Origin of the sequence: Pseudonocardia autotrophica, assembly GCF_003945385.1 — a bacterium.
GTDB classification, from domain to species: Bacteria; Actinomycetota; Actinomycetes; order Mycobacteriales; family Pseudonocardiaceae; genus Pseudonocardia; species Pseudonocardia autotrophica.
Genome location: NZ_AP018920.1, coordinates 1421606 through 1442858, shown reverse-complemented (window position 1 = coordinate 1442858; position 21253 = coordinate 1421606). Strand labels below are relative to the sequence as shown.

The following is a 21253-nucleotide window of genomic DNA, read 5'->3' as shown; positions in this document are numbered from 1 at the left end:
CGTCGGGGCCCGAGGTGTCGGTGGGCCTCGGTAGCCTCGGACCGTGCCCGCTCCCGTGTCCGTTCCCGTGGCGACCCGCGATCTGCCCGGTGTGCACGAGCTGCTGGAAGCGGCCGTGTCCTCGGTCGGCGGTTCCCGCCGCGAGGGGCAGGACCGGATGGCCGACGCGGTGCGCCGCGCGCTGTCCTCCGGCGAGCACCTGGCCGTGCAGGCCGGCACCGGCACCGGGAAGTCGCTGGCCTACCTGGTCCCGGCGATCCGGCACGCGATGGCACGGGACACCACGGTCGTCGTGTCCACCGCGACGATCGCGCTGCAGCGCCAGCTGGTCGACCGGGACCTGCCACGGGTCGCGAAGAGCCTGAAGAAGGTGCTGGGCCGGGAGCCGACGTTCGCGATCCTCAAGGGCCGCCGCAACTACCTGTGCCTGAACAAGCTGCACGGCGACATGGGAGAGGACGAGGACCCCGAGGCCCAGCTGTTCGACGCGTTCGCGATCTCCGCGCTGGGCCGCAACGTCAAGCGGCTGCACGACTGGGCCTCCGACACGCAGACCGGTGACCGCGACGAGCTGGTCCCCGGTGTGCCGGACCCGGCGTGGCGGCAGGTCTCGGTCACCGCCCGCGAGTGCCTGGGCGCCAGCCGCTGTCCGGTCGGCGAGGACTGCTTCGCCGAGAAGGCGCGCGCCGAGGCGGGGCGGGCCGACATCGTCGTCACCAACCACGCACTGCTCGCGATCGACGCGATGGGCGAGGCGCAGGTGCTGCCCGAGCACGACGTGGTGATCGTCGACGAGGCGCACGAGCTGGTCGACCGGGTCACCGGCGCGGCCACCGCCGAGCTGACGGCCGGCACGGTCGCCGCGGCCGCGCGGCGCTGCGGCAAGCTCGTCGACCAGGAGCAGGCCGACCGGCTCGCCGAGGCGGGCGAGGGCCTCGGCGCGGTACTGGAGGACCAGCCGCCGGCCCGCTGGGAGTCGCTGCCGACGGCCGCCGCGGGCGCGCTCAACGCGATCCTCTCGGCCGCGGCCGGCTGCCGGCAGTCGCTCGGCGGGAACCGCCGCGGCGACGACGCCGATCCCGAGGGTGCCGCCGCCCGCAAGCTCGCGCTGGCGCTGCTCGACGAGGTCTCCGACACCGCGGTGCGGCTGGTCGACACCTTCAAGGAGACCGATCCGGCCAAGCGCCGCGACGTGGTCTGGCTGGGCGAGCAGGGGCCCGACGGCAGCCGGTACAAGGTGCTGCGGGTTGCGCCGCTGTCGGTCGGCGGGCTGCTGCGCGAGCGCCTGTTCAACGCCCGCACCACCGTGCTGACCTCGGCGACCCTCGCGCTGGGCGGTTCGTTCGACGCGCTCGCCCGGCAGTGGGGCCTCCCGGCGTCGCAGCCGAAGGAGCGCGGCGACACCCCGCCGACCACCGAGGAGGGGCACGGCCCGGTCCAGGATCCGGAGGCCCCGCGCTGGACCGGTCTCGACGTCGGTTCCCCGTTCGCGCACGGCAGCTCCGGGATCCTCTACCTCGCCCGGCGGCTTCCCTCCCCCGGTCGCGACGGTCTCGCACCGCAGACCCTCGACGAGATCGAGGCGCTGGTCCGCGCCGCGGGCGGCCGCACCCTGGGCCTGTTCTCCTCGACCCGGGCGGCCAAGCAGGCGACCGAGGCGTTGCGCCCCAAGCTCGACACCCCGCTGCTCTGCCAGGGCGACGACTCGACGATGCTGCTGGTCAAGCGGTTCGCCGAAGACGAGGAGACCTCGCTGTTCGGCACCCTGTCGCTGTGGCAGGGGGTGGACGTGCCGGGCCCGTCGCTGTCGCTGGTGATCATCGACCGGATCCCGTTCCCACGCCCGGACGATCCGCTGGTCGCGGCCCGGCAGAAGGCCACCGACTCGCGCGGCGGCAACGGCTTCCTGTCCGTCTCGGCGACGCACGCGGCGCTGCTGCTCGCCCAGGGCGCGGGGCGGCTGCTGCGTTCCACCGACGACCGGGGCGTGGTCGCGATCCTCGATCCGCGGATCGCCACCGCCCGCTACGGCGGGTTCCTGCGGGCGTCGCTGCCACCGTTCTGGGAGACGACCGACGGGGAGAAGGTGCAGGGCGCGCTGCGCAGGCTGCGCGGCGCCTGAGGCGGTCATGACCTCCGGCACATGCACACCGGGCGTGCGGCGGTGCACGCTGCCCCCATGAGCACCCAGCTGGGCCGATTCACCGACGCGGAGGCCGAGTCACGGTTCCACGCGCTCTACGACACCGCGATGGCGCTGCTCCCACCGCCGGCGGGTACCGACGACGTGCCCACCGCGTTCGGCACGGTGCGGGTGTACCGGTTCGGCACCGCCACCGGGCCGCCGCTGGTGCTGCTGCCCGGCCGTGGCGGCACCACCGCGCTGTGGCTGCCGAACCTGGCTGCCTGGACGCTGCGGCGCACCGTGTACGCCGTGGAACCACTCGGCGATGCGGGCCCGTCCCGCCAGGACCGCCCGATCCGCACCGCCGACGACCAGGCGTCCTGGCTCGGGGAGCTGCTCGGCACGCTCGATACCGGCCCGGCGCACCTGGTCGGACAGTCGGTCGGCGCCTGGCTCGCGACGCAGGTCGCGTTGCGTGCACCGGAACGCGCCGCGTCGCTGTCGCTGATCGAGCCGACCCAGGTGCTCGGCCGGATCCGGCCGGGGCTGGTCGTCGCCGGGCTGCTCACGATTCCCGGGCTCCCGGAGCCGCTGCGGCGGCGTGCGCTGCGCTGGATCGTCGGCACCGGCGACGAGCTGTTCGACGGCCCGATCGGCCGGCTCACCGTGGCCGCCGCGGGCGGCTTCCGCAACGTGACGCCGCCACCCGCGCTGCCGTCCGACGAGCAGCTGCGCGGCCTGCGGGTCCCGGTGCTCGCGCTGCTCGGCGGGCGCAGCCGCACGCACGACGCCCGGCGGTCCGCTCGCCGGGCCCGCGAGCTGCTGCCCGACCTCCGGGTGGCGATCGTCGACGGCGCGGGGCACGCGCTCAACGGCGAGTTCCCGGACGTCGTGAACGAGCGGGTGCTGGACTTCACCGACGCGATCGACCGGACCGCGCCCGGCCCGGGCTGAGCCCGGCCCCGCTCAGCGCTCGCCGAGCAGGTAGCGCTGCAGGGTCGGCCCGAGCCAGGCGACCAGCTCGTCGTCGGGCAGCGCGACGACCGGCGGCAGCCGCAGGACGTAGCGGCACAGCACCGCGCCCAGCGCCTGGGTGGCGACCAGCCCGGCCCGCTCGGCCGCACCGGCCGGGTCACCGGTCAGCGCCGCGATCACCGGGAGCAGCTGACCGGCGAAGATCGCGCGGGTGCGCTCGGCCGCCACGTAGTCGGTGACCGCACCGCGCAGCATGATCGCCAGCGCGTCGTCGCTCCCCCAGCGCTGCAGCAGATGCGCGGCCAGGGTCCGGCCGACGTCGTCGCGCGGTACCGCGGTCAGGTCGGGCAGGCGCAGATCGAACTCGGCGGCCGCGGTGAACAGCTCACGCTTGCTGCCGAAGTAGCGGATCACCATCGACGGATCGACGCCGGCGTCACCGGCGATCGCGCGGACGGTGGCACGGTCGTAACCGTCGTCGGCGAAGCGCCGCCGGGCCGCGGCGAGGATCGCGTCGCGGGCCGGCCGGGAGCGGTCGGTGAAGGCCATGCCGCCATCGTATGCCAACGACCGTTGGCAAATACCTCGACAACGCCTACAGTCGTTGGCAAACATTCGTTGGCAGAGAGGATCCCGCGATGAACGGCCACGACACCCCCGGACCGGACGCCGACGTGGTCGTCGTCGGTGCGGGACCGACCGGACTGCTGCTCGCCGGCGACCTCGCCGAAGCCGGCGTCCGGGTCACCGTGCTCGAACGCCGTACCGAGGCATCCGGGCTCACCAGGGCGTTCGCCGTGCACGCCCGCACCCTCGAACAGCTCGACGCCCGCGGCCTCGCCGATCGGCTGGTCGCACTCGGCACCCGGCTGGACGAGTTCCGGCTCTTCGGGCGGACAACGGTCGACCTGACCGGTCTGGACAGCCGGTTCCCGTTCCTGCTGGTCGTGCCGCAGTACCAGGTGGAGCTGCTGCTCCGGGAGCGGGCGCTGGCCGCGGGTGCCCGGCTGCACCACGGGACCCGGGTCGACGGCATCACCCAGGACGACGACGGCGTCACCGTCTCGTGGTCCGAGTCCGGCACCACCGGCACCGTGCAGACCGGCGCCACCGGCACCGTGCAGAGTGGCGCCACCGGCACCCTGCGCGCGGGCGCCACCGACGCCACGCAGCGCGGCACCGTGCGAGCCCGCTACCTGGTCGGCACCGACGGCCACCACAGCACGGTGCGCGAGGCGCTCGGGCTCGGCTTCCCGGGCCACGCCGTGGCCCGTTCGCTGGTGCTCGCCGACGTGCTCATGGACTCCCCGCCGCCCGACGCGCTGACCGCCGACGGCAACGCCGACGGGTTCTGCTTCGTGGTGCCCTACGGCGACGGCTGGTACCGGGTGATCGCCCGCGACCGCCGCGTCGAGCACCCGGACGCCGAGCCGGTCACCCTCGACGAGATCGCCGGGATCTCCCGCGCGGTGTTCGGCACCGACTGGGGCATGCGCGACCCGCGTTGGACGTCGCGGTTCCACAGCGACGAGCGCCAGGTCGACCGGTACCGGGTCGGCCGGGTGTTCCTGGCCGGGGACGCCGCGCACGTGCACTCCCCCGCCGGCGGCCAGGGTATGAACACCGGCCTGCAGGACGCCGCGAACCTCGGCTGGAAGCTGGCGACGGTGCTGGCCGGGACCGCGCCGGAGGTGCTGCTCGACAGCTACCACGCCGAACGGCACCCGGTCGGCCGGATGGTGCTGCGGACCAGCGGCGGCTTGATCCGGGCCGCGATGCTGCGACCCCGGATCGCCAGGGCGCTCCGCAACCGGGTCGTGGCGACCGTACTGGGGCTACCGGTGCTGGGGCGGCGGGTCCGCGAGACGCTGACCGGGATCGGCATCGGCTACCGGCGCCCGCGCGGCGCGCACCGGCTGGTCGGCACCCGCGCCGCCGACGTCACCGGTGCGGACGGGACGCGGCTCTACGAGGCACTGCGCGGCGGCCACCCGGTACTGGTCGCGCCGGCACCGGACAGGACCCGAGCCGCAGCCCCCGCCGCGGCCCCGGAGCTCCCAGCGATCGCAGAGGCCCCACGGATCCCCAGGGTCCGCACCCTCACCGTGCCGGACGTCGAGCCGTACCTGGTCCGTCCGGACGGCTACATCGCCTGGGCCGGCTCCGATCCCAGCGCCGCTCTGCTCACCCACCCCGCCTGAGCCCCGCACCACCCCCGGCCCAGGCCGGTGAGGGGTACACCAGAGCTGTACGACCGGGCCCCGGGAGCTCTGGTGTACCCCTCAGCGGGCCAGGCAGGTGACGGTGCCCGGATCGACCTCGGTGAAGCCTGCGTCGCGGACCGCGACCAGGTCCGAAGCGCCGGCCCCGAGCTGCGCGAGCAGGTGGTCCCACTCCGCGGGAGCGGGGGTGCGCACCGCGCAGCGGGGCACGTCGGCCGGCTCCGCCACCGGCCAGCCGCGGACCGCGCCGAGGATCATGGTGGCGTGCCCGACCTGGGCCGCCGCCTTCCCGACGGTCATCTCCACGTGCGGGTTCAGCAGCACCAGCGGGGCGCCGTCCGGTGCCGGGCCGGGCTCGTCGGGCTCCAGCTCGGTGCCACCGATCTGCAGCCGGGACACCACCTTCGGCACCTCGTCGACCGGCCCCGGCAACAACGCCCTGGCCTGCGCCCCGCCGATCCCGACGGTGATCCCGGGCAGCTCCTGCACCGCGTCCCAGTGCGCGCCACGGGCCCGGCGGGCGATCTTGCGGATCCGGCCGTCCACCCAGGTCTCGACGGCGTCGTACCACTCGCCGCCGGGCTGCGCCCGCGGATCCAGGCACACCGCCAGCGCGGCCGTGGCGGCCGCTTCCAGCAGCGGCGTCCGGCCGGGGAGCGGATCACGCTCGATCCGCAGCACCACCGGCATCGCGCGCACGATCCCGTCGGTCTCCGGCGGGATCTCCCGGCGCCGCGCGCCGGTCCCGTAGCGGTCGGCCAGCAGGCCGAGCACCCCGCTCACGCGATCGGGACCCGCCGGAGCACGCCCTCGGCGGCGTCCGCGGCCTCCACCTCGTTGCGGGTGATGCCCAGCACGAACAGCACCACGTCCAGGTAGGGCACCGACACCGAGGTGTCGGCGATGTCGCGCAACGCCTGCTTGGCGTTGAACGCGATCCCCAGGCCCGCGGTGGAGAGCATGTCGATGTCGTTCGCGCCGTCGCCGACCGCGATCGTCTGCTCCAGCGGGATCTCGTGCGCGTCGGCGAACCGGCGTAGCGCCACGGCCTTCCCCGGCCGGTCCACGATCTCGCCGCTGACCCGGCCGGTGAGCCGGCCGTCCGCGATCTCCAGCTCGTTCGCGGCGACGAAGTCGAGCTTCAGCTCGTCCGCGAGACCGCCGATGACCTGGGTGAACCCACCGGACACCACGCCGCAGCGGTAGCCGAGCCGCTTCAGGGTGCGGATCGTCGTGCGCGCACCCGGGGTCAGCTCGATCTCGGCGGCGACCTCGTCGACGACCGAGGCGGGCAGTCCCTCCAGCACCGCGACCCGGCGGGTCAGCGACTCGGTGAAGTCGAGCTGGCCGGCCATCGCCTCCTCGGTGACGCGCCGCACCTGGGCCTCGACGTCGGCCCCGGCCCGGGCGGCCAGCATCTCGATGACCTCACCCTGGATCAGGGTGGAGTCGACGTCGAACACGATCAGCCGCTTGCTACGCCGGGCCAGTCCGGCCCGGGACACCGCGACGTCGACGCCCGCCTGCCGGGCCACGCCCACCAGCCGCTTGCGCAGCGTGCCGGGCGGATAGGCGTCGGGATCGCCGTCGGGCACCGGGGAGACCAGCAGCTCCAGGCCGGTCACCGGGTAGTCGGCGACCCGGCGGATCGCGTCGATGTTGGCACCGACCGCGGCCAGCTCGGCGGCGATCGCACCGAACGCGCGCGCCGTGATCGGCCGCCCGAGCACCGTCACCACGTGCGTCGACGGCGGACGGGTCGCGACGTCGCCGTCACGCTGGATCTCGATGTGCACCGACATGGCGATGGAGTCCATCGCCTCGCCGACCGACTCCTGAAGGTCCTCCGCGTCGCCCTCGGGCACGACGAGCGCGCCGAGGGTGAGCCTGCCGTTCACCACGACCTGCTCCAGGTCGAGCAGCTCGACCCCGGCCGCGGTGAGCGCGGCGAACAGGACGGAGCTGACACCGGGCCGGTCCGGTCCGGTCACCGTGACGAGCACGGTGGGCCGGGCCGGACCGCGAGGCGCTGGGGGAACCGCCCCCACCTCAGCTGGACTTGGGGTCGTCGTCCGGCATGGACTCCTTGCCGACCTCCTGCGCCAGGACCTCGGTCGGATGTGCCCGGCCGCCGACGTGCGCCTCGGCGCGCGCCTTCTCGACCAGGTGCGGGTAGTGCAGATCGAACGCGGGACGCTCGGACCGGATGCGCGGCAGCTCGGTGAAGTTGTGCCGCGGCGGCGGCGACGAGGTCGCCCACTCCAGCGAGTTGCCGAAGCCCCACGGGTCGTCGACGTCGCAGATCCGGCCGAAACGGTAGCTCTTGAACACGTTGTAGATGAACGGCAGCGTCGAGGCACCCAGGATGAACGCGCCGATCGAGGAGATCGTGTTCAGCGTGGTGAAGCCGTCGGACGGCAGGTAGTCGGCGTACCGGCGGGGGAAGCCCTCGTTGCCCAGCCAGTGCTGCACCAGGAACGTGAGGTGGAACCCGAGGAACGTCAGCCAGAAGTGGATCTTGCCGAGCGTCTCGTCGAGGAACCGGCCGGTCATCTTCGGGAACCAGAAGTAGATGCCGCCGAACGTCGCGAAGACGATCGTGCCGTAGAGCACGTAGTGGAAGTGCGCGACCACGAAGTAGCTGTCCGAGACGTGGAAGTCCACCGGCGGCATCGCGAGCAGGATGCCGGTCAGGCCACCGAACAGGAACGTCACCAGGAAGCCGACCGAGAACAGCATCGGTGTCTCGTAGGTGATCTTGCCCTTCCACAGGGTGCCGATCCAGTTCACGAACTTCACGCCGGTCGGGATGGCGATCAGGAAGGTCGTGAAGGAGAAGAAGGCCAGCATCACCGCGCCGGTCGCGTACATGTGGTGCGCCCACACCGCGATCGACAGCGCCGCGATCGCGATCGTCGCGAAGATCAGGCCCTTGTAGCCGAAGATCGGCTTGCGGGCGAACACCGGGAAGATCTCCGAGACGATGCCGAAGAAGGGCAGCGCCACGATGTAGACCTCGGGGTGGCCGAAGAACCAGAACAGGTGCTGCCAGAGCACCACGCCGCCGTTCTCCGGGTTGAACACGTTCGCCCCGAGGTGCCGGTCGGCGGCCAGGCCCAGCAGCGCCGCGGTCAGGATCGGGAACGCGATCAGGATGAGGATCGCGGTGATGAAGATGTTCCAGGTGAAGATCGGCATCCGGAACATCGTCATGCCGGGGGCGCGCATGCAGACGATCGTGGTGATGAAGTTGACGCCACCCAGGATCGTGCCCAGGCCGGAGACCACCAGGCCCATGATCCACAGGTCCCCGCCGGGCCCGGGCGAGCGGACCGCGTCGGACAGCGGGGTGTAGGCGAACCAGCCGAAGTCGGCGGCGCCACCCGGGGTCAGGAACCCGGAGAGGACGATCAGACCGCCGAACAGGAACAGCCAGTAGGAGAACGAGTTCAGCCGCGGGAACGCCACGTCGGGCGCGCCGATCTGCAGCGGCACGATGTAGTTCGCGAAGCCGAACACGATCGGCGTCGCGAACAGCAGCAGCATGATCGTGCCGTGCATGGTGAACAGCTGGTTGTACTGCTCGGTCGAGAGGAACTGCAGCTCCGGTCGCGCGAGCTCGGCGCGGATCAGCAGAGCCATCACGCCGCCGACGGCGAAGAAGCCGAACGACGTGACCATGTAGAGGATCGCGATGTCCTTGGGATCCGTCGTCCTCAGCATCCTGAGGAACGTGGACCCCTTGCCCTCTCGCCGCGCCGGATACTGGCGTGTCGAGATCGGCTTCGGCTCGACGGCTGTCACCTGGTCCTCCTGCACTTGCCTGACCTGAGCACGTCCTCGCGGACGGGAGGACTCTACTTCCCGACCGGCGAACGACACCCGACCGGCCCGGAGATCCACAGCGGAGTTCCACAGCGGAGTTCCGGGCAGGCCGCACGTCGCGCGCCGATTGTGCTCTACGGAGGGTAGAACGACCACCCCCCGGGCGCACCGGCGGGTCCGGTTTCACCCCGTCCCACCATCGGGTGCCTGCCGTGCACGGGGGTGCCCGTACTCCGGGGCAGCCGGGTTCCTACCGTGGCGGGGTGGTCGTGACGACGCCGAACGCCGGACGCACCGGCACCCGCCGCGAGCCCGCATGGGACGCGTTGCGGATCGGGTTCGTCCTGCTCGTGGTGACCTATCACGCCACCCACCTGGGGCCCGAGCTGCATCCCGAGCTGATCGAACGCAGGTTCTCCTTCGATCACCAGGTCGGCGCCAGCCTGCTGCTGGTCGTCTCGGCCTACTTCGCCTGCGCCACCCTGGGCAGGCACTCCGCAGGCCGGTACTGGTGGGCCCGGGTGGCCCGGCTGCTGCCCGCGTTCCTGGTGGTGGTGCCGGTGGCGTGGCTGACGCTGCACCTGCTGGGCCCCGCGGACTGGGGCGACCCGCCGGCCCACCAGATCCTCACCAACTGGCTGATGCTCGGGAACTGGGACGACGTCCGCTACCCGTGGCTCGACCCGGCCTACTGGACGTTGCCGCTGCAGCTGATGGCCTTCACCGCTGCGGCCGTGCTGAGCACCACCCGCTGGGGCACCGGCCCGCGGCTGCGGGTGCTGCTGTGGACGCTGCTGCTGGTGCCGCTGCTGTTGTGGCCGCTGCGGGCCGCTCCGGGTGGGCTCTCCGATCCGCCGTGGTGGTACGGGGTCGTCGTCGACGGTCTCGGTTTCCACCGGCTGCACCTGTTCGTCGCCGGGATCGCGATCTGGCTCTGGTCGACCCGCCGGATGGGCCCGGCGCACGCACTGGCACTGCTCACGCTGTGCGGTGCGGCCCAGTTCCTGCACAGTTTCGCGCCCGGGCCGGACGGCACGCTGGAGATCGACGTCGTCGCCGTCGCCGGGGTGTGCACGGGCATCGCGGTGGTCGCGCTGGCGTCCCGGCTGCCGAACCCGGGCTCGTGGACGCCGGCCCCGCTCGCGGTCGCGCTGCGCAGGCTGGCCGGCATCTCCTACGGCGTCTACCTGGTGCACCAGACGATCGGCTACGTGCTGATGCGGCGGCTGCAGGACGTCGGCGTCGGGCCGATGCTGCAGTCGGCGGCGATGCTGGGCAGCGCGCTGGCGCTGGGCTGGTTGCTCACCCGGCTCGTCGAGCGGCCGGCCCACGGCGCCCTGATGAGCGCCTGGGACCGGCTCACCGCGCGGGGTTCGCGCAGCTCACCCGCTGTGTAGCGGCTCGAACACCTCGGTCCAGATCTCCGGCGTTGACGCCGGGTTCGGCGGGCTCGCCACGATGAAGAACTCGGTGCCCAGCCCCATCGCGAAGACCGGATCGGGCATCGTCAGCATGAAGTGCTCGGGGCCCATCTGACTGGCGTGCGCCCGCATCGACGCCCGCTTCGTCTCGGCGTACTCGACGGCCTCGACCCGGTGCGTGATCTCGGACTCCGGCTTGCCGAACGACGGATCGTCGGTGATGTCGGGCAGCTCGAAGTCGGCGCCGCGCTCCTTGCGCAGTCCCCGCATGCCGCGCATCAGCCAGTCCCGGTTCGTGGTGTTCTGCGCGACGACCGGCACCCCGGCCAGCTCGCCGGCGCGGGCACCCACCCGGTGCACCTGGATGTGGTCCGGGTGCCCGTAGCCGCCGTTGTCGTCGTAGGTGGTGAGGACGTCGGCCTCCTCCTCCTCGAGGATCAGCGCGAGCCGCTTGGCCGCGTGCTCCACCGGGGCCTGCCAGAAGCAGTACGGCGCGTCGTTGGACGGCTCGCCCATCATCCCGGAGTCGACGTAGCCGAGGAACTCGACGCGGGCGACGCCGAGCACCTTCGCGGACTCGTGGCACTCCGCGGAACGCCGCACCGAGAGCTGCTCACCGTCGGCGAGCACCCCCGGGACGGGCTCGCCGAGCTCGCCTCGGGTCGCGAACACGAGCACCACCCGGTGCCCGAGCGCGGCTGCCTTGGCGAGAGTGCCCGCGGTGCCGATCGACTCGTCATCGGGATGGGCATGGAAGCTGACCAGTGTCCCCACGTGGCGCGAGCCTACGCAGCCCCCGATCAGGTCAGGACGCGGGTCAGCGCGGCGCCGACGTCGCCGAGCCGGGCCACCGGCACACAGAGGCCACCGCCGCGGGCGGCGAGTGCACCGGCGGCGCGGCGCGCGTCGGCGTCCGGGCCGCCGGGGGCGGGCAGCAGCACGTGCAGGCGGTCGATCCCGGCGAGGGCGCCGAGCGGGTCGTCGCCCGCGGTGTGCAGGCAGTCCGAGAGCAGTACGACGGTCCGCTCCTCGGCGACCGCGCCGGCCAGCTGTGCGGACGCGGCGCGCAGCGCGGCGGCGAGATCGGTCGTGCCGTGCCCGCGCAGCGCGACGAGCTCGGCGACCAGATCCTGCGCCGGGCGTGGCACGCCGTGCCTCGCCAGTGTCTGCACCCCGGAGCCGAAGGCGAGCACCCCCGGATCCTGCGCGGTGCCTCCGGCGCCGCCGTTCGTGCAGGCCAGCACCACGCCGGCCGCGGCGACCGCGGCGAGCGCGACCGCCTCGCCCTGCATCGACCCGGACACGTCGACGACCAGGCAGATCGCCCGGCGGTGCGCGGTCCAGTCCCGGGTGATGAGGTCCTCCGGGCGCGGCGGGCCGCTGCCCGGGTGCCAGCCGTCGAGGGTGCGGTCCAGGTCGAGATCACCGTGCCCACCGCGCCGCGGCCCGAGCCGTCGGGTGCCGCGCGAGCGGGCCGGCCCGACCCGGCCGAGCCGCAGGAACACCCGGCCGGCGATCCGCCGGGCCCTGGCGCGCAGCTCCGCGTCGGTGGCGACGGCGAGATCGGCGAGCAGCGCGGCGGCCGCCTCGGGATCGCGGGCCAGCGCGTCGTCGAACGCGCCGGCGTCGAGCTCGCCGAGCCCCGGCGAGACCTCCTCGAATCCCTCGTGCCGCGACGCCAGCTGGTCCCGGCCCAGCGTGCGCGGGCCGCGCGGCGGACGGCCGGTCCGGCCGGGCCGCTGCGGCCCGGGTTCCGACGAGGAGCCCGGCGCGCCGTCAGCGGGCGCCGGGCCGTCTGCTTTTCCCTGATCACCGTCCGTCTCCTCAGCCGGATCGGGCTGTTCGGGCGGGGCGTCGGATTCCGGCGGCCACACGTCGTCGAGGATCTCGTCGAGCACCGATTCCGGGGCGCGGTCGACGCCGTCGGCGATCCGGATCCGGCCGGACAGCGCGGCGTGCAGGGCGTCGCGCGCGGTCTCCCGGGCAGGCGGGTCCTCGCCGCGCAGCTCGGCCAGCCCGGTCAGGACGTGCGCGAGGTCGATGGCGCCGCGGACCGACGAGCCCATCCGGACGTCGGCGTGCCCGCGGGTGCGCCGGGTCAGCGCCACGGCGAGTGCGACGGCCGGGGCCGGGCGCCCGGTGACCGCCTCGGTGATCCGGCGCTCGGCGTCCTCGGGCTGGTAGCCGAGCACCACCCGGCACATCCGGTCGGCGATCGCCTGGCTCACCCGGGCGGTGCCGACGGCGTCGAACGGGTTCATCGCCGCGATCAGCCGGAAGCCGGGGCCCGCGGTGACCGTGCCGAACCGTGGGACGCTGATCTCGCCCTCGGTGAGCACCGTGATCAGCACGTTCAGCGTCTCCTCGGGGACCCGGTTCATCTCCTCGAGGTAGAGCAGGCCGTCCTCGCGCAGCGCGGTGAGCAGCGGACCGTCGACGAACGCCGCCGGGGTGTAGCCCTCGGCGAGCACCTGCGCCGGGTCATAGGCGCCGACCAGCCGGGCCGGGGTCAGCTCGGCGTTGCCCTCGACGAACACCATCCGGCGTCCGGAGTCGCGGGCGATCGCGTGCAGCAGGGTCGACTTGCCGGTGCCCGGCGGACCCTCCAGCACCACGTGCCTGCCGGTGGCGAGGGCGACCGTGAGCACCTCGCGCTCGCGGTCCAGCCCGACCACGGGCACCGGGCTCCGGAGCCCGTTTCCGGCAGCGGACGGCTCTGTCACCGGCTGCGTCGACGGCGTGGACCGCTGTGTCGACGGCGTGAACGGCACTGTCACCGGGCCAGCTCACCACATTCGGAGGCCCCGACGGAACGGTCTACGAAGCGTTGACGCCACACGTGATGTGTGTAGCATCACAGGTCCCCGAACCGGCACAGGAGCCACCCACCATGGCCGACGTCGTCCGTGCTGACCAGCCCGTTCCTTCGTTCAACGCGGCCGCCTACCTGACCGCCGCCCGGGTGGCGGCGGGGGACGGCGAGCGCACCGCCGTCCGATTTCCGGGCGGATCGCTGACCTACGCCGAGCTCACCGACCGGGTACGCGCGCTGGCCGGCGCGCTGCGTGCCGCAGGCGTCCGGCCGGAACAGCGGGTGCTGCTGGTGATGCCCGACGACGTGCAGCTCTACGTCGCGATCCTCGCCACCATGTGGTCCGGCGCGGTCGCCGTGCCGTCGTCGACGATGCTGACCGGCCGGGAGCTCGGCGTCCTGGTCCGGGACTCGCGGGCGACCACGGTGATCGGCGGTGCCGCGTTCGCCGGTGCGCTCACCGAGGCCGCCGCCGACGCCCCCGACCTGGAACGGGTGGTGCTCACCGGCCCGGACCGGCTCCCGTCCGCGGTCGAGTCGCTGACCTGGGACGAGCTGCTCGCCACCGGGGATCCGATGCCGGAGCCGCACCCGACGTGGGAGGAGTCGCAGGCGCTGTGGCTCTACACCTCGGGCACCACCGGCAAGCCCAAGGGCGCGATGCACCGGCACGCCGACATCCGCTCGGTGTGCGAGACCTACGGCGCCCGGGTGCTCGGCATCCGGCCGGGCGACGTCTGCCTGTCGGTCGCCAAGCTGTTCTTCGCCTACGGCATCGGCAACTCGATGTTCTTCCCGCTGTCGGTGGGGGCCTGCGCGGTGCTGGAGCCGTCGCGGCCCGATCCGGAGCGGTACTCGCAGCTGGCGGCCGAGCACGCGGCGACGCTGCTCTTCGCGGTCCCCAGCTTCTGGGGCCCGCTGATCGCCGCCGAGCTGCCGCGGGAGCGGTTCGCGACGGTGCGCCTGGGCGTCTCGGCGGGCGAGGCGCTGCCGGTGCGGATGTTCCACGGCGTCCGGGAACGCTACGGCTTCGAGGTGCTCGACGGCATCGGCTCCACCGAGGCGCTGCACATCTTCATCTCCAATCGGCCCGGCGAGGTGGTTCCGGGCAGCTCCGGGTTCCCGGTGCCCGGCTACGAGATCGAGCTGCGCCGCCCGGACGGCAGCGTGATCGACGAGCCCGGTGAGCAGGGCATGCTCTACGTGGCGGGCGACTCGGTCTGCACCGGCTACTGGTGCCGCACCGAGGTGAACCGGCAGGTCTTCCAGGGCCGGTGGATGCGCACGGGTGATCAGTACGTGCGCGGCGACGACGGCTCCTGGACCTGCCTGGGCCGGGCCGACGACGTCCTCAAGGTCGGTGGCATCTGGGTCTCCCCCGCCGAGGTGGAGGCCCGGCTGCTGGAGCACCCCGGGCTGGCCGAGGCGGTCGTCGTCGGGGTCCCGGACGACGACGGCCTGGACAAGCCGGTCGCATTCGTGGTGCCCCGCGACGCCGCGGCCGCCCCGTCGGCGGACGAGCTGGTGGCGTTCTGCCGGGAGGGACTGGCGGCGTTCAAGCGGCCGCGGCTGGTCGTCGCCGTGGACGAGCTGCCGAAGACCCCGACCGGGAAGATCCAGCGGTTCCGGCTCCGCGAGCGGGCGGCCGGGCCGGCCGCGGAGCCGGAGCCGGTGGTCTGACCCCGGCCGCCGACGCCCACGACACCGGCACCGGCACCGGTCATGGCTGCTCCTCGGGTGCGGGCGGGACGGCGAGGCCCGCGGTGAGCCGTTCGAGTGCGTCGCGCAGCACCGGCACCAGCGGGACCGGGCGGGCCGCCCCCAGGCAGTGCGTGATCGCGACGTCCACCGCGGAGTCGACGGCCGCGGCCACCAGGTGCGGGTAGATCTCCCGCTCCGGGTCCGTTCCGGTGCGGGCGGCGACCGCCGCGGCCAGCTCGTCGCGGGCGAGCGCGCCGGCCCGGGCCAGTTCCCCCTGCAGCGCGGGCTCGGCCAGCATCAGCCGGACCGCCGCGATCCGCGCCGGATCGGGCGGCGGGGCGCCCGGCCCGGACTGCGCGAACTCCGCCAGGACCCGGTCGAGAAGGCCCGGCAGCAGCGGGACGTCGGCCGGGAGCGCGGCCAGCGCTTCGGCCACCCGGCGCATCCGGTCCACGTGCCGGCCGGAGATCGCGGCCGCCTTCGTCGGGAAGTAGTTGCGGAAGGTGCGGGGGGCCACCCCGGCCCGGGCGGCGATGTCGTCGATCGTGACCGCGGCCCAGCCCCGCTCGCCGACCAGTTCGACCGCGGCCCGGCTCAACTCGTCGCGGGTCTCCCGCTTCTTGCGCTCCCGCAGCCCGGGGCCGGGCGTGTCCTCCATGGCGACGACAGTAGCTACAAAGTGCCGTTCCGGCAATTTTGCCGTAGCGGCAGAATTTCAAGGTGTCGCTATTCGCGACGCCCCCTTGGCGGAACACGATCCACCGGGTTCACTCAGGACGTCACCGGAAGAACAGCCGACGACGAGGAGGCCGGAGTGGACGCGTGGGAGTGGATCCCGGAGACCCCGGCGAGTTGGGACGGTCGCAAGGCGGCCGTGCTGGCGGGACTGTCGCCGTCGCTGTTCGGCCTGGGACAGCCCGCCATCGGCGATGCGCTCGGTGACGAGTGGTGGCGGGTGCAGGACGCGGCCGGTGCCACCGTCGCCTACGGACGACTGGACGAGTCCTGGGGCGACGCCGAGATCCTGGTACTGGTGCACCCGGACGCGCAGCGCAGCGGAGTCGGATCGTTCGTGCTGTCCCGCCTCGAGATCGAGGCGGCGCGGCGGGGCCTGAACTACATCTACAACGTGGTGCCCGACGGCCACCCCGATCCCGAGCCGGTCACCGGATGGCTCGCGGCGCACGGCTTCGTCCGCAACGACGTCGGCGAGCTCCGCAAGCAGCTCCCGCTCACCGCGGCGTCGGCCGCGCGCTGACCGCTCAGCCGGCAGCGTTGTCCGCAGCGACTCCGGCGATCACGCGAGCGGCGTCGCAGCCCGCACCGCTCGTCACGGCGAGGACCCGGGATCCAGGTCGACCGCCACCGTGCAACTGTTCCCGCCGAGGTCGAACTGCACGCCGGTGCGTCCGGCGACGTCGACCGGCGAATGCCTGTCCCGCCCGCCGTACGCCTCGGCCATGAACCCGTAGTCATCCCGCCGGGGCCCGCCGACCAGGACGACGGGCACCGTGGGCAGCCATCCCGGCTCCCCGATCGACACCTCCGGCCCGGACGTGACCGGATCCCACATACAGCCGATCGCGGGCGGCGCGACGGGCCGCCCCGGACCGGTCAGCCCCAGCCCGGCGAGCTCCGGCCCGGCGAGCTCCGGCCCGGCGAGCTCCGGCTCCGGGACGAGCGAGCAGAGGCTCCCGGGGAGGTCGCGGTCCGTGCCGCCGGGGAGCGCCCCCGCGACACCGCAGCCGGCGAGCACGGCCGGCAGCGGCAGCAGGGCGGGCACGGGTCGGTGTCGGTTGCGCACGGCCGCACCCGCACAGCCGCGCACCGTCGCCGCGCCGGATCGCCCGGCACGGATCGCGATGGTGAACAGGCGAACAGGCGAACACTCCACACTCTTTCGTCGCGGCGTCACTCTCCTGTAGTCTTTGCGGACCGCGACGACGCGAGGAGGCGCCCGTCCCATGACCGATGCCGGCCCCACCACCGAGTCGAGCGACCCGGCCGACTCCCCCTCGGTCGACTTCGACCGGGATCCGTCGAGCTACCGGCACTGGCAGCTGGAGATCGACCCCGAGGATCCGGCGGTCGCCTGGGTCCGGCTCGACGTCGACGAGGCGGGCGGGATCGTCCCCGGCTACGAGCTGAAGATGAACTCCTACGATCTCGGCGTCGACATCGAGCTCTACGACATCACCCAGCGGCTGCGCTTCACCCATCCGCAGGTCAAGGCCGTCGTGCTGACCAGCGCCCGGGACCGCAACTTCTGCGCCGGAGCGAACATCCGGATGCTCGCCGGCTCACCGCACCCGTGGAAGGTGAACTTCTGCAAGTTCACCAACGAGACCCGCAACGGCATCGAGGACGCGACCGAGCACTCCGGCCAGACCTGGATCGCCGCGGTCAACGGCACCGCGGCCGGCGGCGGCTACGAGATGGCGCTCGCCTGCGAGAACATCCTGCTGATCGACGACAACTCCTCCACCGTCGCACTGCCCGAGGTACCGCTGCTGGGCGTGCTGCCCGGCACCGGCGGCCTCACCCGGGTCACCGACAAGCGCAAGGTCCGCAAGGACCGAGCCGACGTCTTCGCCACCCGGTCCGAGGGGTTCGGCGGACGCCAGGCCGTCGAGTGGAAGCTCGTCGACGAGGTCGTCCCCAAGCGCCGGTGGGACGAGACGGTCCGCGAGCGGGCCGTCGCCGCCGCCCGGGCGTCCGGCCGGCTGCCCGCGGAGCACGGCGTCGAGCTGCCGCCGCTGCAGCGCACCGAGACCGCCGACGGGATCGAGTACTCGCACGTCCGGGCCCGCTTCGACCGCGGCCGCGGGCTGGTCGAGATCACCGTCGACGGCCCGGACGGCGGCGTCGGGTCGTCGATCGAGCGGGTGCGCGAGCTGGGCGCCGAGTTCTGGCCGCTGGCCATGACCCGCCAGCTCGACGACCTGATCCTGCGGCTGCGCTCCAACGAGCTGGAGCTGGGCACCTGGGTGATCCGCACCCGCGGCGACGTCGAGGACGCACTCGCGTTCGAGAAGGTCATCGAGGAGCACTCCGGTTCGGACTGGCTGGTCGACGAGATCCGGCACTACTTCAAGCGCACCCTCAAGCGGCTCGACGTCACGTCCCGGTCGCTGATTGCGCTGATCGAGCCCGGATCCTGCTTCGGCGGCGCGCTGCTGGAGCTGGCGCTGGCCTGCGACCGGCAGTACATGCTCGACGGCACGCTCGACGAGGACGATTCCGAGCAGGGCGACGAGGCCCAGATCATGCTGACGGCGTCGAACTTCGGTGCCTTCCCGATGGGCAACGGCGTGACCCGGCTGGGCTCGCGGTTCCACGGCGACGACGACCACGTCGCCAAGCTGCGCCAGGAGATCGGCCGCCGGCTCACCGCCCGCGACGCCCTCGATCTGGGGCTGGTCACCGACGCGCCGGACGACATCGACTGGGACGACGAGGTCCGGATCATGCTCGAGGAGCGGGCGTCGCTGTCCCCGGACGCGCTGACCGGGATGGAGGCCAATCACCGGTTCGTCGGGCCGGAGACGATGGAGAGCCGCATCTTCTCCCGGCTCACCGCCTGGCAGAACTGGATCTTCGTGCGCCCGAACGCCTCCGGGCCGGAGGGCGCACTGCGCAAGTACGGGACGGGCCGCAGGGCAGACTTCGACCGCAAGCGGGTGTGAGCACAGTGTCCATCGACTACACCGAGAAGATCCCGAACAACGTCGATCTCGCCGGCGACCGGAAGCTGCAGCGCGCGCTCGAGTCGTGGCAGCCGAACTTCATCAACTGGTGGAAGACGATGGGCCCGGCCGTCCCCACCCAGGACGTCTACCTGCGCACCGCCGTCGACGTCGGCAAGGAGAGCTGGGCACAGTTCGGCCATGTCGCGATGGAGGAGTACCGCTGGGGCGTGTTCCTGGCCGAGCGGGGCGACGACCGCCGGATCGCGTTCGGCGAGAACCGCGGCGAGCCGGTCTGGCAGCAGGTCCCCGGCGAGTACCGGGCCGACCTGCAGCGGCTGATCGTCATCCAGGGTGACACCGAACCAGCCTCGGTGGAGCAGCAGCGCCGGCTCGGCGAGACCGCGCCGTCGCTCTACGACCTGCGCAACCTCTTCCAGGTCAACGTCGAGGAGGGCCGGCACCTCTGGGCGATGGTGTACCTGCTGCACGCCTACTTCGGCCGCAACGGCCGGGAGGAGGCGGAGGCGTTGCTGCACCGCAACTCCGGCGACCTGGACTCGCCCCGGATCCTCGGCGCCTTCAACGAGGAGACGCCGGACTGGCTGAGCTTCTACATGTTCACCTACTTCACCGACCGGGACGGCAAGTACCAGCTCGGCACGCTGAAGGAGTCCGCCTTCGATCCGCTGTCGCGGACGTGCGAGTTCATGCTCAAGGAGGAGGCCCACCACATGTTCGTGGGCACCACCGGCATCGACCGCATCATCCAGCGGACCTGCGAGCTGATGCGCTCCCACGACACCGCCGACATCGCCCCGCACGGCGGTGTGCCGCTGAACGTGCTGCAGAAGTACATCAACTTCCACTACTCGGTGTCGCTGGACCTGTTCGGCTCCGAACAGTCCACGAACGCCGCGAACTACTTCACCGCCGGGCTCAAGGGCCGCTGGCAGGAGGAGCGCCGCCGCGACGACCACCTGCTCACCGATGACGGTTACGGCATGGAGCAGGTCCGCGACGGCGCGATCATCACCGACGACGTCCCGGCCCTGCTGGCACTGAACCTGGACCTGCGCAACGAATACGTGAAGGACTGCCAGTCCGGGATCAAGCGCTGGAACAAGATCCTCGAGCGCAACGGCTTCGACGACCGCGTCCACCTCCCGCACGTCGGGTTCAACCGGGAGGTCGGGCTGTTCTCCGGGCACCACGTGACCCCGAAGGGCGATCTCGTCGGGACCGACGTGTGGGAGGCCCGCCGCGACGACTGGCTGCCGTCCGACGGGGACCGCGCACACGTGCAGAACCTGATGCGGCCGGTCTACGAGCCGGGGAAGATCGCCGGCTGGATCGCACCACCGTCGAACGGGATCAACGGCAAGCCCTTCGAGTACGAGTACGTGCACTTCGCCTGAGCCGGCCGGAACGGCTCAGCCCCGGCGTGCGGGGCGCCGGGACCCACCCGGCCCCCCGGCCCGGTCCGCCAGCTCCCGGGTGGCCAGGTCGGTGACCGCGGCCATCAGCCGGATCAGTGCCCGTTCGCTGGTGTCGCCGTGGTGGATACCGCTGTAGCGGGTGACGCGCACCGGCGCGTTGCCCTCGGCGACCGACGAGACGTTCTCGGCGATCCGCCACAGGTCGAGATCGTCGACCTCGGCCACCGCCGCCAGCATCCGGTCCCGATACCGCCGGGCCAGTCCGCCCGGCACGTCACCTCCGCGCCCCGCGCGCCTTTCCGGGTCGGTTTCGGCGCCGATTTCACGGACTGTTTCGCGACCTGCTTCAGACATTGACACCCACTCCTCCCCGAGGGGTCGGCCGGCCGAATGCGGAACCGCGCCCCCGCCCGCCTCGACCGTGCCTCGAACCGACCGTCGAACACTCGTGTTGCCAGTCCCGAGCCACCGGGAACACGAGGTAGCGCAGGCCACAGTACCGAATCGGGTATCGAAATTCTCTTTCTGCCGACTCCGGGCAACCGGCCGGCCCCCGTTGTTTCCGGCTTCCCGCACCCGGTGCATGCATGTCGATAATTGCGTTGCACTGAACTAGGCTCGGTGGGCCAGGAAATCGGCGACAGGAAAGAAGAATGTCGTGGACGACGTGCGCGAGGTTCTCCGAGGTGGCCGTCCCCGGAAAAGCGACCTGCTGTGGCTGGGCACCCTTCTCGGGCGTGCCCTGCTCGGGCCGGACGGCCGCCGACGGGGCCTCCTGCGAGACATCGGTGTGACCGACGGTCCCGGTGGGCCGGTGGTCTCCGCGGTCCGGTTCGACGCCACTGCCGGCCCCGAGGTGATGCCGGCCGATCGGCTCCGGTTCCGGCACCGCGGCCCGCTCCTGAGCACCACCGGACCCCTGTCACCCGCTGCCGCGCCACCGGACCGGTGGCTGCACCGGACGGTCCTGCACGCCGACGTGCTGACCGGGGCGCCGGTCGATCCGCCGCACCGGGTCGCCGACGTGGGACTGCTGCGGCGCGACGA

Annotated in this window: 17 protein-coding genes; 8 read left to right on the top strand and 9 right to left on the bottom strand. The window is 72.8% G+C overall.

From position 1 onward, the window contains the following. Positions 1-67 precede the first annotated feature (67 nt). Both Pdca_RS07015 and Pdca_RS07010 read left to right on the top strand, forming a co-directional pair. The gene (locus Pdca_RS07015; protein ID WP_085914032.1) at positions 68-2122 is read left to right on the top strand and encodes an ATP-dependent DNA helicase; all 2055 of its coding nucleotides are present in this window, start codon (positions 68-70) and stop codon (positions 2120-2122) included. A 57-nt stretch (positions 2123-2179) separates the two neighbouring features. Next, complete coding sequence (locus tag Pdca_RS07010) at positions 2180-3079, top strand: alpha/beta fold hydrolase (protein WP_158092215.1); 900 nt, start codon at positions 2180-2182, stop codon at positions 3077-3079. 12 nt (positions 3080-3091) lie between these two features. On the opposite strand, the gene Pdca_RS07005 is transcribed toward Pdca_RS07010, so the two are convergent. Beyond that, entirely contained in the window at positions 3092-3649 is a 558-nt protein-coding gene (locus Pdca_RS07005) for a TetR/AcrR family transcriptional regulator (RefSeq protein ID WP_085914030.1), read from the bottom strand. Between the two features lie 89 nt (positions 3650-3738). Between Pdca_RS07005 and Pdca_RS07000 the strand changes: the two genes are divergently transcribed. Next, positions 3739-5301 carry an FAD-dependent oxidoreductase gene (locus Pdca_RS07000; protein WP_085914029.1) on the top strand — a complete coding sequence of 521 codons (1563 nt, stop codon included), beginning with the start codon at positions 3739-3741 and terminating at the stop codon, positions 5299-5301. 81 nt (positions 5302-5382) lie between these two features. On the opposite strand, the gene Pdca_RS06995 is transcribed toward Pdca_RS07000, so the two are convergent. The 3 genes from Pdca_RS06995 to ctaD are packed head-to-tail and all read right to left on the bottom strand — an operon-like array spanning position 5383 to position 9126. Further along, complete coding sequence (locus Pdca_RS06995; protein WP_085914028.1) at positions 5383-6105, bottom strand: peptidyl-tRNA hydrolase; 723 nt, start codon at positions 6103-6105, stop codon at positions 5383-5385. Beyond that, positions 6102-7325 (bottom strand): phosphoserine phosphatase SerB, encoded by a 1224-nt coding sequence (gene serB / locus Pdca_RS06990; RefSeq protein WP_197719942.1) that lies wholly within the window; start codon positions 7323-7325, stop codon positions 6102-6104. The genes Pdca_RS06995 and serB overlap by 4 nt, the downstream gene beginning before the upstream one ends. Before the next feature lie 46 nt (positions 7326-7371). After that, positions 7372-9126, bottom strand: a complete 1755-nt coding sequence (ctaD, locus tag Pdca_RS06985; protein WP_085914063.1) for an aa3-type cytochrome oxidase subunit I — start codon at positions 9124-9126, stop codon at positions 7372-7374. 290 nt (positions 9127-9416) lie between these two features. On the opposite strand from ctaD, the gene Pdca_RS06980 reads away from it, so the two are divergent. Then, positions 9417-10544: an acyltransferase family protein gene (locus Pdca_RS06980; RefSeq protein ID WP_174824347.1), complete on the top strand. Its 1128-nt coding sequence runs from the start codon at positions 9417-9419 to the stop codon at positions 10542-10544. On the opposite strand, the gene Pdca_RS06975 is transcribed toward Pdca_RS06980, so the two are convergent. After that, positions 10530-11342, bottom strand: a complete 813-nt coding sequence (locus Pdca_RS06975; protein ID WP_085914025.1) for a PIG-L family deacetylase — start codon at positions 11340-11342, stop codon at positions 10530-10532. The two genes, Pdca_RS06980 and Pdca_RS06975, sit on opposite strands and share 15 nt — an antisense overlap. A gap of 26 nt (positions 11343-11368) precedes the next feature. Further along, positions 11369-13249 carry an AAA family ATPase gene (locus Pdca_RS06970; RefSeq protein WP_232021446.1) on the bottom strand — a complete coding sequence of 627 codons (1881 nt, stop codon included), beginning with the start codon at positions 13247-13249 and terminating at the stop codon, positions 11369-11371. Between the two features lie 209 nt (positions 13250-13458). On the opposite strand from Pdca_RS06970, the gene Pdca_RS06965 reads away from it, so the two are divergent. After that, positions 13459-15060, top strand: coding sequence for a benzoate-CoA ligase family protein (locus tag Pdca_RS06965; protein ID WP_085914023.1), 1602 nt, complete (start codon positions 13459-13461; stop codon positions 15058-15060). Between the two features lie 40 nt (positions 15061-15100). On the opposite strand, the gene Pdca_RS06960 is transcribed toward Pdca_RS06965, so the two are convergent. Beyond that, positions 15101-15739 (bottom strand): acyl-CoA-like ligand-binding transcription factor, encoded by a 639-nt coding sequence (locus Pdca_RS06960; protein ID WP_085914022.1) that lies wholly within the window; start codon positions 15737-15739, stop codon positions 15101-15103. A gap of 156 nt (positions 15740-15895) precedes the next feature. Between Pdca_RS06960 and Pdca_RS06955 the strand changes: the two genes are divergently transcribed. Continuing rightward, complete coding sequence (locus Pdca_RS06955; RefSeq protein ID WP_085914021.1) at positions 15896-16339, top strand: GNAT family N-acetyltransferase; 444 nt, start codon at positions 15896-15898, stop codon at positions 16337-16339. 72 nt (positions 16340-16411) lie between these two features. On the opposite strand, the gene Pdca_RS06950 is transcribed toward Pdca_RS06955, so the two are convergent. Further along, positions 16412-16864, bottom strand: coding sequence for a hypothetical protein (locus Pdca_RS06950; RefSeq protein WP_085914020.1), 453 nt, complete (start codon positions 16862-16864; stop codon positions 16412-16414). Between the two features lie 181 nt (positions 16865-17045). Here Pdca_RS06950 and boxC point away from each other — a divergent pair, with 181 nt between their 5' ends. Together boxC and boxB are read left to right on the top strand one after the other, a co-directional pair. Continuing rightward, entirely contained in the window at positions 17046-18767 is a 1722-nt protein-coding gene (boxC, locus tag Pdca_RS06945; RefSeq protein WP_085914019.1) for a 2,3-epoxybenzoyl-CoA dihydrolase, read from the top strand. 5 nt (positions 18768-18772) lie between these two features. After that, complete coding sequence (gene boxB / locus Pdca_RS06940) at positions 18773-20185, top strand: benzoyl-CoA 2,3-epoxidase subunit BoxB (RefSeq protein WP_085914018.1); 1413 nt, start codon at positions 18773-18775, stop codon at positions 20183-20185. 15 nt (positions 20186-20200) lie between these two features. Here boxB and Pdca_RS06935 read toward each other — a convergent pair whose 3' ends face one another. Beyond that, positions 20201-20479 (bottom strand): hypothetical protein, encoded by a 279-nt coding sequence (locus Pdca_RS06935; RefSeq protein ID WP_085914017.1) that lies wholly within the window; start codon positions 20477-20479, stop codon positions 20201-20203. Between the last annotated feature and the right edge of the window lie 774 nt (positions 20480-21253).